Annotated in this window: 10 protein-coding genes; 4 read left to right on the top strand and 6 right to left on the bottom strand. The window is 72.0% G+C overall.

Features of this window, described 5'->3' with window-relative positions; genetic code table 11:
- Positions 1-23 precede the first annotated feature (23 nt).
- On the top strand, positions 24-752 hold the full coding sequence (locus MHW47_RS01465) for a response regulator transcription factor (RefSeq protein WP_239220734.1): 729 nt from the start codon (positions 24-26) through the stop codon (positions 750-752).
- Positions 753-987: 235 nt separating this feature from the next.
- Here MHW47_RS01465 and MHW47_RS01460 read toward each other — a convergent pair whose 3' ends face one another.
- Positions 988-1,857, bottom strand: a complete 870-nt coding sequence (locus MHW47_RS01460; RefSeq protein WP_239220733.1) for a universal stress protein — start codon at positions 1,855-1,857, stop codon at positions 988-990.
- Positions 1,858-2,175: 318 nt separating this feature from the next.
- Between MHW47_RS01460 and pflB the strand changes: the two genes are divergently transcribed.
- Positions 2,176-4,443: a formate C-acetyltransferase gene (gene pflB, locus MHW47_RS01455; RefSeq protein WP_239220732.1), complete on the top strand. Its 2,268-nt coding sequence runs from the start codon at positions 2,176-2,178 to the stop codon at positions 4,441-4,443.
- Positions 4,440-5,168, top strand: a complete 729-nt coding sequence (pflA, locus tag MHW47_RS01450) for a pyruvate formate-lyase-activating protein (protein ID WP_239220731.1) — start codon at positions 4,440-4,442, stop codon at positions 5,166-5,168. The genes pflB and pflA overlap by 4 nt, the downstream gene beginning before the upstream one ends.
- Positions 5,169-5,212: 44 nt before the next feature.
- Here the strand turns inward: pflA and MHW47_RS01445 are convergent, their stop codons facing one another.
- Positions 5,213-5,812, bottom strand: coding sequence for a CGNR zinc finger domain-containing protein (locus MHW47_RS01445; protein ID WP_374230039.1), 600 nt, complete (start codon positions 5,810-5,812; stop codon positions 5,213-5,215).
- 57 nt (positions 5,813-5,869) lie between these two features.
- Here MHW47_RS01445 and MHW47_RS01440 point away from each other — a divergent pair, with 57 nt between their 5' ends.
- Complete coding sequence (locus MHW47_RS01440) at positions 5,870-7,162, top strand: MFS transporter (protein ID WP_239220730.1); 1,293 nt, start codon at positions 5,870-5,872, stop codon at positions 7,160-7,162.
- Here MHW47_RS01440 and MHW47_RS01435 read toward each other — a convergent pair.
- From MHW47_RS01435 to MHW47_RS01420, 4 genes are all read right to left on the bottom strand, one after another.
- Positions 7,100-7,891, bottom strand: a complete 792-nt coding sequence (locus MHW47_RS01435; RefSeq protein WP_239220729.1) for an alpha/beta fold hydrolase — start codon at positions 7,889-7,891, stop codon at positions 7,100-7,102. The genes MHW47_RS01440 and MHW47_RS01435 overlap by 63 nt on opposite strands.
- A gap of 53 nt (positions 7,892-7,944) precedes the next feature.
- Positions 7,945-9,090, bottom strand: coding sequence for a GNAT family N-acetyltransferase (locus MHW47_RS01430; RefSeq protein ID WP_239220728.1), 1,146 nt, complete (start codon positions 9,088-9,090; stop codon positions 7,945-7,947).
- 72 nt (positions 9,091-9,162) lie between these two features.
- Positions 9,163-10,119, bottom strand: a complete 957-nt coding sequence (locus MHW47_RS01425; RefSeq protein ID WP_239220727.1) for an LLM class flavin-dependent oxidoreductase — start codon at positions 10,117-10,119, stop codon at positions 9,163-9,165.
- A 10-nt stretch (positions 10,120-10,129) separates the two neighbouring features.
- On the bottom strand, positions 10,130-12,148 hold the full coding sequence (locus MHW47_RS01420; protein ID WP_239220726.1) for a primary-amine oxidase: 2,019 nt from the start codon (positions 12,146-12,148) through the stop codon (positions 10,130-10,132).
- Between the last annotated feature and the right edge of the window lie 49 nt (positions 12,149-12,197).

Here is a 12,197-nt window from a genome sequence, read left to right as displayed (position 1 = left end):
ATTCGGCGAACACGGAGTATGCGATGACAGACAGCAGCGGCGTCCTCACCGGGAAGGAACCGGTCAGGGTCTTCCTGCTCGACGACCACGAGGTGGTGCGCCGCGGTGTGCATGATCTGCTGGACGCCGAGCCGGATCTGACCGTGGTCGGAGAGGCCGGCACGGTCGAGCAGGCGCTGGTGCGGGTTCCCGCGCTGCGCCCGCAGGTCGCCGTCCTCGATGTGCGTCTGCCCGACGGGGACGGAGTGAGTGTCTGCCGCGAGCTGCGCTCCCGCATGCCGGACCTGGCCTGCCTGATGCTGACGTCGTTCGACGACGAGGAGGCGCTGCTCGACGCGATCATGGCCGGCGCGTCCGGCTACGTCCTCAAGCAGATCACCGGCACCGACCTGGTCACCGCCGTACGCACCGTCGCCTCGGGCCAGTCCATGCTCGACCCCGGTGCCACGGCCCGGGTGATGGCCCGGCTGCGCGGGGGGTTCTCCCAGGAGGAGCAGCCGCAGGGGCTTCCCGGGCTGACGGAGCGGGAGCGGGAGATCCTCGCGCTGGTGGGAGAGGGGCTGACGAACCGGGAGATCGGCAAGCGGCTCTACCTGGCGGAGAAGACGGTCAAGAACAACATCTCGCGGCTGCTGGCCAAGCTGGGTGTCGAACGCCGGGTGCAGGCCGCCGTCATCGCCACCCAGGCCCTGGCCGCTCACGGCGGCCAGGGCGGCCCGGCAGCCGGGCGGGAGGGCCGCCCGCGAGGCTGACCGCCGGTCCGCTGCGCGGACGCGTACCGATGAACCGCAGCCCCTGCTCCGTACGTGGAGCAGGGGCCGCCGTCGTCGTCGCCGGCGTACGAAGAGCAGGGCGGGGACGGCGGCCGGCCGCATCGAACCTGCGCATGGGGGCTTCCGGCGAGGTCTGGACGGATCGCGGGTCCGGGCGGAGTCCGCTTCGCGGCGGGGGCCGGCCATGCGCCGCTCCCCCGCCGACGGGAGGTGGTCAGTCGTGCGGAACGACGGCGACGGGGCAGCGGGCGTGGTGCAGTGCGGCGTGGGCGACCGATCCGATGCGGGTACCGACGGGCGCGTGGCGCGTCCTTCGGCCGACCACGAGCAGCTGCGCGTCCGACGCGGCCGACAGCAGTACCTCTCCCGCGCCGCCGATCTCGACGTGCTCGGTCACCGGCACGTCGGGGAACCGGGTCCGCCACGGGGCGAGCGCCTCCGCCAGGGCCTTCCTCTCGAAGGGCTCCAGCCCCCCGGCCTCGTTGGCCAGGAGCATCGAACCGGGGCTGTAGGCGAAGACCGGCGGGAGGTTCCAGGCCCGTACCGCGCGCAGGGCCGCGCCGCGTGCGGCCGCTTCCCCGAAGGCGAAGCCGAGCACCGCGTCGCTGTCCTCGGGTGTGCCCTGCTGGCCCACGACGACCTCGCCGCCCTCCGTCCGGGCCGGCCCGCCACCGGCGCGCACGGAGATGACGGGCCGCTTGGCAGCGGCGATGACCTGCTGACCGTAGGAGCCGAGGAGGAACCCGGCGAACGCTCCGTGCCCACGAGAGCCCAGCACCAGCATCTCGGACGCTTCGGCCTCCCTCAGCAGAGCGGCGACCGGGGTGTCCTGAAGCACTTCGGAGGTCACCTTGAGGGCCGGGTAGGTGCCGGCGACGTGTGTCTCGGCTGCACGGAGCACCGCGTGGGCGGATCTGGCCTGCGTCTCCCTGTCCTGGACGAGGGGGACGTCCAGCGGCTGCCAGAGCCAGGCGTGCACGATACGCAGCGGCATGCCGCGCAGGGCGGCTTCGCGCGCCGCCCAGCCGGCCGCTGCCAGGCTTTCCGCGGAACCGTCCACTCCTACGGCGATGGCGCTGGTCATGGGGGTGCCTCCCTAGGGATCGACGGGCCCGGCCGCGTCGGCCGCCCCTTCACTGGTCTCAGCATCCGTGAGTCGGCGCGGTCCGCCGAGGGCCCTTCGGCCCTGACTTCCGGCGGTTCGGCCACGGCGCCGCCAGCGGAGGGCGAAAGGTCCCTCCCGACACCGGGACCACCGGCCCCGCCGGCCCGGAACGACGAGGCCGGTCAGCGGCTGCGCACGGCCTTCGCGGCCCTCGGCCGCCGACATGCGGACGACGAACATCGAAGGCGAGGACGGCCCCGCCCGCCTCGCCGACCGCCGCCTCTTGGAGATGACGACATGACCGTGACCGTCCGGCCTTCCGCCGACACCCGCCCCGCCGACTCCGCGTGGCGCGGATTCACCGGTGAGCAGTGGCAGCAGCGCATCGACGTGCGGGTCTTCATCCAGGCCAACTACACGCCGTACGAGGGGGACGCCGCGTTCCTGGCCGGCCCCACCGACCGCACCCTGGCCGTGTGGCACGCCGTCACCGCGCTGTTCCCCGAGGAGCGCCGCAGGGGCGTGCTCGACGTCGACGCCGCGACGCCGTCCACGATCACCTCCCACGCGCCCGGCTACATCGACCGCGACCGTGAACTGATCGTCGGACTGCAGACCGACGCTCCGCTGAAGCGGGCGATCATGCCCAACGGCGGGCTGCGCATGGTGGAGAACGGGCTGCGCGCGTACGGATTCGAGCCGGACCCGTTCGTCGCCACCGTCTTCGGTACGTATCGCAAGACCCACAACGACGGTGTCTTCGACGCCTACACCGCCGAGATGCTGCGCGCCCGCAAGGCCGGCATCATCACGGGCCTGCCCGACGCGTACGGGCGGGGCCGGATCATCGGCGACTACCGCCGCGTCGCCCTGTACGGCACCGCCCGGCTGATCGAGTCCAAGCATGCCGAGCGCGCCCGCCTGGACGCCATCCCGTCCACGCCCGACGTCATCCGCGACCGCGAGGAACTCGCCGAGCAGATCAAGGCGCTGGGCGAGCTGGAGCGCATGGCGGCCTCCTACGGCTGCGACGTCTCCCGTCCGGCGGCCACCGCGCACGAGGCCGTCCAGTGGCTGTACCTCGGATTCCTCGCCGCCGTGAAGGAGCAGAACGGCGCGGCCATGTCCCTGGGCCGCACCTCCACCTTCCTGGACGTCTACCTCCAGCGGGACCTCGACGAGGGGCGCATCGACGAGAGCCGCGCCCAGGAGCTCGTCGACGACTTCGTGATCAAGCTGCGGATCGTGCGGTTCCTGCGCACGCCGGAGTACGACGCGCTGTTCTCCGGCGACCCGACCTGGGTCACCGAGTCCATCGGCGGCATCGGGGAGGACGGCAGGCCGCTGGTCACCCGCACCTCCTTCCGCTTCCTGCAGACCCTCTACAACCTCGGCCCCGCCCCCGAGCCCAACCTCACCGTGCTCTGGTCCCCCCGGCTGCCCACCGGTTTCAAGCGGTTCTGCGCCCAGGCGTCCATCGACACCAGCTCCCTCCAGTACGAGTCCGACGAGCTGCTCCGCCCCCGCACCGGCGACGACACGGCCATCGCCTGCTGCGTCTCCGCGATGGCCTCGGGCAAGCAGATGCAGTTCTTCGGCGCCCGCGTCAACCTCGCCAAGGCCCTGCTGTACGCGATCAACGGCGGCCGCGACGAGATGACCGGCCAACAGGTCGCCCCCGCTGTGGCGCCGCTGACCGGTGATTACCTGGACCATGACGAGCTGGCGGCCGCCTACGACCGGATGCTGGACTGGCTCGCCGCGACCTACGTCAACGCCCTGAACGTCATCCACTACATGCACGACAAGTACGCCTACGAACGCATCGAGATGGCCCTGCACGACCACCCGGTCCACCGCACCATGGCCTGCGGCATCGCCGGCCTCTCCGTGGCCGCCGACAGCCTCTCGGCCGTCAAGTACGCCCGCGTCAAGGTCGTCCGGGACGCCACCGGACTCGCCGTCGACTACCAGGTCGAGGGCGCCTATCCGGCCTACGGCAACGACGACGACCGCGCCGACGCCATCGCCGTCGACCTGGTCCGCTCCTTCATGGCCAAGGTGCGCCGCCACCCCACCTATCGCGGCGCCGAGCACACCCAGTCGGTGCTCACGATCACCTCCAATGTCGTGTACGGCAAGCACACCGGCAACACCCCCGACGGCCGCCGCGCCGGTGCGCCCTTCGCCCCGGGCGCCAACCCGATGAACGGCCGCGACCGCCACGGCATGGCCGCCTCCGCCCTGTCCGTCGCCAAGATCCCGTACGACCAGGCACGCGACGGCATCTCGCTGACCTCCACCATCACCCCCGAGGGCCTGGGCCACGACCCCGCGGAACGTGCCGGCCACCTCGTCGGTCTGCTCGACGCGTACACCGCCGAGGGCGGCTTCCACATGAACGTCAACGTCCTCGACCGCGCCACGCTGGAAGACGCGATGGAGCACCCGGACAACTACCCGGAGCTGACCATCCGCGTCTCCGGATACGCCGTCAACTTCATCCGGCTCACGCGCGAGCAGCAGCTCGACGTCATCAACCGCACGTTCCACGGTGCCCGATGACCACCGGCCGCATCCACTCCTGGGACCTGTCCACCGGCGTGGACGGGCCCGGAACCCGGTTCGTCCTCTTCCTCAGCGGCTGCCCCCTGCGCTGCCTGTACTGCGCGAACCCCGACACCTGGCACCTGCGCGACGGGCAGCAGGTCACCGTGGACGAGGTCATGGCCCGCATCGAGCGGTACCGCCGGTTCGCCGGCCGGGCCGGCGGAGGAGTCACCGTCACCGGAGGCGAACCCCTGCTCCAGTCCGCCTTCACCGCCGAAGTGCTGCACCGGTGCAAGGAACTCGGCCTGCACACCGCCCTGGACACCTCCGGAGCCCTCGGCCGCAGGGCCGACGACGCGCTGCTCGCCGACACCGACCTGGTCCTGCTCGACATCAAGTCCTTCGACGCCGGCGTCTACCGGCGCCTGACCGGCGGGCACCTCGCCCCGACCCTCGACTTCGCCACCCGCCTGGCCCGGCTGGGCGCCCCCGCCTGGATCCGCTACGTCCTCGTCCCCGGCTGGACCGACGACCCCGCGGCCATCGACGGACTGGCCGGCTTCCTGGCGACGTTGCACAACATCGACCGGGTCGACGTCCTGCCCTTCCACAAGCTCGGCGCGGCCAAGTACGACGCGCTCGGCCTCCCCTTCCCCCTCAAGGACAACCCCGTACCGGACGGTGCTCTGATCGACCGCGTGCGCGACCAGTTCCGCGCCCACGGCCTGCGAGCGATGTGAGGCACCGGCTCTCCTGCGCCGCGTCCTGGGCGGCGTGGGACGGGCTACCCGGCGGGCCGGGAGCGGCGGTGGCTGGCCACGCGCTCCCGTGTCGCGCAGCGGCCCGAGCAGTACCGGCGCGGCGCCCCGCTGCCGCCCGCGACGTAGACGTTGGTGCAGCGCGACGCCGCGCACACGCCGCCGGGAGGGCGCTGGCGGTCCCAGATGAGGACGGCCATGGCCATGCAGGAGGAGGCGAGGAACCACTCCGACCACGGCGCCTCGTCGTCGCCGTCGAGGTGGATGTGCCACGGTGAGCGCCCGTCGTGCGAGGTGAGGCGCGCCGTGCCGGAGCCCTCCGCCAGCAGCCGGTTCAGCCGCGAGGCGGCCTCGGCCACGTCGGGGGCGGCGAATACGTCCCGCAGGGAATCGGCCACGACGCGCATCTGCTCCACGTCCTCGCGCGACACGTCCAGGGGGTCGGCCTCGCCGTGTTCGCGCAGTACGGCCACGACGTCCTCCGGCGCGACCCGTTCCGCGGCCAGGACGTTGACGAGGTCGGCGGCGCGCTGAGCGGTCTGCAGGACGGAGTGGCGGGTGTACGAGTCGCCCCTGGCGTCCCCGGCGCTCCGGGGCCGGTCGCGAGGCTGGTTCTTGGGGGGCACGAGGAAGAGCGTAACGCCTTATGGGAGGATCCACCGTTACCATGTAACGTGAAAATCATGCCGACACGTTACAGACTGCCGCTCTACATCGCCGGGGCCGCTGCCGCGCGCACCGGCGACGAGATGTCGGGCCCGGCCCTGCTCCTGGTGGGCATCGCGGTCACCGACTCCGCCTCGGCGGGCTCGGCGCTCCTGTCGGGAATCATGATCTCGGCGGCAGTCGGCGGACCCGTCTTCGGAGCCATGCTCGACAGGTCGGCGGCGCCGGGGCGGCTGCTGACCGGAGCCCTGGCCGCGTACTCCGCCGTGCTCGTGGCGATCCTGCTGACCCTGGGGCACCTCCCGCTGCCCGTCGTCATCGCGACCGCCGTGTTCGGCGGGCTCCTCGGGCCCGCCCTGGCCGGCGGGTGGACCTCGCAGCTTCCCCGGCTGGTGGAGCCGGGGAGGCTCCCGCGGGCCAACGCGCTCGACGCCATGACGTACAACCTGGCGAGCTTGACGGGCCCGGCCCTCGCCGGAGCGATCGCCATCCTCGCCGGTGCCACGTCCGGCGTCGTGGCGGCGGTCGCGCTGATCATCCTCGCGCTGCCGGCCGCGTGGACGCTCCCCGGCAACCCGTCGGCGTCCGGACGCGGACCGGACACGTCGGTCGTCGCCGACCTGGCCGCCGGCTTCGTCGCCATCGTGCGGGCCCGGTTCCTCGCCCGCGCCACCGTCACCTCCGTGATCTCGTACATCGGTGTCGGCATGCTCGTCACGTGCAGCCCGCTCCTCGGTGAGGAAGCGCTCGGCGGGGCGAACTCCGGCACCTTCCTGCTGGCCGCTCTCGCCGCGGCCTCGCTGGCCGCGAACGCCCTCCTGGCGAAGCGCCCCGACTCGCTGCGCCCCGACACGGCGGTGCTCGGCAGCACGCTGGTCCTCGCCGCCGCGTTCCTTCTCGCCGCCACGGTCTCACCGGTGTACCTCTTCGTGGCGATGGTGCTCGCCGGAGCGGGCGCGGGGCCGCAGCTGACGGCCCTGTTCGCCGTGCGTCACCGCGAGGCGCCGGAGCGGCTGCGCGGCCAGATCTTCACCACGGGCGCGAGCCTGAAGATCACCGGCTACGCCGTCGGGGCGGGTATCGGCGGGCCGATCGCCACCTGGTCCCTCTCCGGTTCCCTCGTCGTGGCCGCCGGCTTCGAGGTGCTCGCCGCGGTGGCCTTCGTCCTCTTCACGGTGGCCGGTCGCGGCCCCACCGTGAAAAGGACGAAGGACACGGCGTCCCCGCGGGAGCAGCGGGCGGCCGCCCTATCGGGCGAGCGTGTCGATCAGTTCCCGGACGAGCGGGGTGACGACCTCGGGGGCCTCTAGGTGCAGGAAGTGGCCGACGTCCGGGACGGGCACGAGGCCGATCCGGGTGCCGTAGCGACGGCGCACCCACGGCGACAGGGTGGCCGCGGCGCACACGGCGGTCACCGGGACCGCCGTGTGCGCCAGGGCCTCGCGCATGTCCCAGGCCAGGATCGAGCGGTACAGGTCCAGGCCGAAACGCGCGTCGAGCGCCGAACACGTGGCGGCCAGTTCGTCACGGGGCAGGCGGTCCCGCGCCACGACGAAGCCGTCGAGCATGCGCACCGCCGCGGCCCCGAAGTCCCCGCACCGCCCGAAGTCCTCGACCAGCGGTGCCAGCAGCCCGGCCGCCGCGGCCTCGTCCTGCTTCTCGTACACGCCCAGGTGGACGAGTCCGTCGAGCGAGATGACGTGTACGACGCGCCCGGGCTCCCGGCGTGCGACCTCGACGGCCACCGCGGCGCCGAGGGAATGCCCGACGACCACCACCGGGCCGCTCGGGACACGGGCCTTCATCAGCGCGACGACGGAATCGGCCAGCGCCCCGACGGTCGGCGGTCCGGCCAGCAGGTCGGCGGGGCTCTCCCCGTGTCCCGGCAGATCGAGGTCCAGGGTGCGGTAGCGCCGGGACAGGGCCGGTAGCTGGTGCTTCCACTGGCGCCGTGAGCACGACCAGCCGTGGACGAGTACGACGGTGACGGGGCTGCCCGTGGGCGGGCCGCTGTCGCCGTGCCCGAGGAGCCCGCTCACCGGTGCGCGGGCGCCCGGGGGCCCCGCCGGACCCACGCGCGCACGCACCGGCCTCACACCCATGTGCCCACGGGGCCGGCGAGGCCCTCGGGAACGTCCCGCAGCCGCGCCACCACGGCTTCCGCCTGCGCGGTGAGCGGTTTGACGCTCAGCACCTGAGGGACCGCCTCCGTGCCTCGCGTGAGCTTGGCGTGGTCGCCGCCCACTCCGTACTCCAGGTGCCGCGTGCCCGAATCCGAGCAGGCGAAGGCGATGGGCAGGCGGTAGACCACGACCGAGTACGTGTGCAGCCCCTCGCCCACCTCGTAGTCGAAGCCGCAGTGGAATCCGTACATGCGGCCCTCGTGGTGGACCCACATGCTCATCGCGAAGAGCCGGCCGTCCAGTTCGGCCGTGAAGACGGAGGTCCGGGTGTGCCGGGCGATGGCGGAGAACCATCCGGCCATGTGCTCGTAGGTGGACTTCTGGCCGTACTTGACCTCGAGGTTGTGGGCGAGCCGTGCGAGCTTCTCGACGTTGGAGTCGTCCATGAGTTCGTGCGCGGTCTTCACGCCCGCCTCGTCGAACCGTTTGAGCTCCCGGCGTATCTGGTTCCTCGTCTTCCTTTTCAGGACGTTGCCGAAGTACTCGTCGTAGCTGGAGTAGTCGCTGTGGAACACATGCCGGTTCGGGGCCGGGATCTCCACGAACCCGGCGTCCCGGAGGTCGGCGCGCAGTTCCGTCCTCGCGGCGTCGAGGTAGGGGTAGACGACGGTGGCGCTGCCCCGGTCACGGCCCAGAGCGAGACTTTCCGCGATGAGGGCTCTCCGGGCCGTCCGGGCCTCCCCGGGTGGCGTGCCGGGACGGGTCAGAATCCGGGAGTTGAACCAGCCGCCGCACACCAGGGACGGCAGCAGGGTGTCCGCGAGTTCGTCCTCGGCCAGATCCCGCCACGCCGGATGCGAGCGCATCATCCGGTCCGGCCGCACGATGACGTCGTCGACGGACGTGTCGAACTGCTGCAAGGTCATCCCCATGGTCGTACGCCCGTTCTCCGACAGGGCGAGGCAGGCGCTCTCGGCCGGAACCCAGGGCCCGGAACCCGTGCGTTCGACCGCCAGCCACGTGGGATGGGCGAAGAGGTCCGCCGAGCCGCACAGTCCGGCCCAGTCCCGCGACCGCTGCGCTTCTGCCAGGGAAAGGAGCTGGATATCGGTCACTCGTACTCCCGCGTCGTCGTCTGTTCACTCGGTCTGTGCGGCGCGGCGCCCGCGCAGGGCGGGGGCGCCGCGCTAGCGCGTGGGAGGTCCCGCGGCGATCGCGGCCTGCGCCTCTTCGAGCGTGGCGAGGTCGGGCATCGCCTCCAGCCACCACGTCGCGCCCCGCTCCTCGTAGGCGTCCAGGTCGCCCGGGGGGACGGGAGCGTCGGGCCCCGCGCTGCGCCCCGTCACCACGATGTCGTAGTCGCGGGGAGGCGGCTGGGTGGGGAAGGTGAGCCGGATGGCCCGGGACAGGTCCTGCGGGCTGAGGGGATGGGCGTTGTCCCAGGGCATCCGCACCGGGAACAGCCCGTCGTGGGCGGCGGCCCGCCGGAAGGGGCGGCGCGGCTGCCGCACGGTCCGTTCCGCGGACCTGCGGCCGCCCCCGCCGGCCGACGGTCCGGTGGCGGCTCGCTCCGCGTCGGGATCGTCGTACTGGATGGCGCCCGCGACCCAGACGGGCGGCCTGGGAACGGGAGCGGGGAGAAAGGCGGGAGCGTCGACCTCCGTCGTACGGCCGGAGGCCGGCCGGTCGCCGTCCGGTGCGCTCCACCGGACGGGTTTGCCCTCCCAGAACAGTTTCAGGAGTTCCAGCCCGTCGTCGAGTGCGGCGGCACGTGCGGCCGACGTGGCCGGCTCCCCGGTGGCGAAGTCGTACTCGGGTGGCCTGCCCAGTCCCACCCCGACGACGAGCCGTCCCTGGGACAGTTCCTGGAGGGCGGCCGTTTCCCGGGCCACCTTCCACGGGCGGCGGCGCGCCAGAGGGGTGACGAGCGCGCCGATGTGCCGGAGGCCGTCCGGTGCGGTCGCCGCCGCGATCGAGGCCAGGGCGATCTGGGGGTCCACCACCGGGATGTCGTCCGCGACGAAGAGGTGGTCCCAGATGAAGAAGCCGTCCCATCCCGCGTGTTCGGCGGCGCGGGCCAGCCGGGTGAGGGCGGCGACGGAGCCGTAGTTCCAGCAGTTGGGCACATAGATGCCGTACTTCACGCCTGTCTCCTCAACGGGTCGGGTGGGGGCCTTCGCCGGGTGTCCCCGGGCCCTGTGCGGGCGCGTGGCAGGATGCGCCGCCTTCGCCGGGGCGGGGCGAGCGGGGCAGGTCGAGGCTCGGGTTGCGGTCGAAGAACCCGACGGGTTTGAGGGTGAACCCGGTGTACTCCACCGGCATGACCGGCCATTCCTCGGGGCGCGGTATGTGGGTGGTGCCGAAGGTGTGCCAGAGCACGATGTCCTCTCCGGCCAGCGGCCGGTCCCGGGCCTGCCAGGCCGGCAGGCCGGCCCCTCCGGCGTGCTGGTTGGGGTAGTCGCCGGCGGCGTAGCGTTCCGCCGGGTCGTACGAGGTGACCCACAGGTGCCGGGTCGCGAAGGCGGCCCGCCGGGCCAGCGGCGACTCCGGCCGGGCCAGGAGCACCGGCACTTCGTTGGGCACCAGTTTGTAGGCGACGGGCTGCCCCAGCCTGTTGCGGGACTCGGGGTTGGACACCTTCCAGACGCGCGCGACGGAGGCGTCGGCGAGGCGGGCCGCTTCGGATTCGCGCCGCAGGACCGTGCCGGCCGTGGTGAAGGCGTTCCCGTGCGGATTCCCGTCGCCCATGGGGAGGGGGACGACATCCACTTCCTCGACGGTGTTGCGTACACCGTCGACCGTCATGTCCAGGCGCATGTTGAACAGGTGCTGGTGGTAGGGCGCGACGACGCCCGGTGCCACGGGGGTGGCGTGCGGGTTGTGCGTCCCTTCGTGTTGCGCGTTCGCGAAGAGAATGCCGGTGAGTTTGACTTCGAACTGGATGGTGCCGTCCTGGTAGAAGTACCAGAAGAAGCCGTAGTCGTAGTTGCCGATCGCCGTGAACGTCGACAGGACGAGCCGTCGTGAGCGCCGCGTCTCGCTGACGCCGGTGAAGTAATCGGTGTGCTTCCAGAGGACTCCGTAATCCTCTTCGTGCATGCACACCACGTTCGGCGCGGTGTAGGGGCGTCCGTGGTCGTCCGAGAGCACGGCGTCGAAGTAGTGGATGACTCCGAGGCAGTCGCAGCCGAGTGCCAGTGAGGTCGCGACGCGCCCCAGCAGGTCCTCACCCTCGTCGAAGTAGGTGACCCAGTATCGGGCCGGGTGCGGATCGCCGTAGGGGACGGCCAATTCGGCCATGGAGGCCCGGTAGACGATGGACCGGTCCCGCTCACCGTCCCGGTATGCGAGTTGGTGGAGGACCAGTCCTTCACGCTGGTCGAATCCGACCCGGAAGTGCCAGTTCTGCCACGAGACGCAGCGCCCGTCGACCTGGAAGCTCGGCCCTTCCGGCTGGGTGATCTCCAGGGGTTTGACGGTGGTTCGCGGCGGCCCCCAGTCCCCTTCCCGGAAGTTTCCGTGCTCCCGCGGCAACGGCGCGCTGCCGTAGTCGTGGAGTTCGATGACACGCCGCTCCACGAGGTCGACACTGGCGACGATTCCTTCCACGGGATGTGCCCAGGGGCTGTCCTGTTCATGTGCGCGCCAGAAGGTCAGAGCGCGCAGCACCCGACGCCCTTTCTCGCCCGTGTGGCCGAAGTTGCCCGGGGGTAAGCACAGGATCACGCACAGGTCGGTGTCGTGAATTCCGCGGGAGGCCATGGCGGCCTTCCATCGCGGGTCGGCCCGGACGGCGTCCGTGACGGTCTGCCCCTCTTCCATGACCAGGGGCGGCTGCCCGTAGGGATGGTGCGCGGTGTCGACGGGCGTCCAGGAGAGCAGCTTCCGCCGCGTCACCGAGACGACCGCCTCGTGGACGGAGCCGGTGGCCGTGTCGATCAGGACCGCGTCGAGCGTGCGCTCCACCGGGTCGCCGGGGCGGTGGGAGAGCACCTCCGACTTGGCCGGCTCCCGCAGCTGCATGACCGTGAACCGGGTCGTCCCGGTGACCTTTCCGGCCTCGGCCAGTACCTCGCGGGCGGTCGTGATCTCGGCGGCGGTGACCGGGTCCAGCGGGTGCGAAGCCTGTGGGTCACGCGGCTCGGGCATCGAGGGCGTCGATTCAGTCAACACGTATGGCTTCTCCAGGTTCGGGCGCGCCCGGTGGAACGCGCTCACATAT

Source organism: Streptomyces sp. OfavH-34-F, assembly GCF_022347745.1.
GTDB lineage: Bacteria > Actinomycetota > Actinomycetes > Streptomycetales > Streptomycetaceae > Streptomyces.
This window is presented reverse-complemented; position numbering and strand designations above follow the sequence as displayed.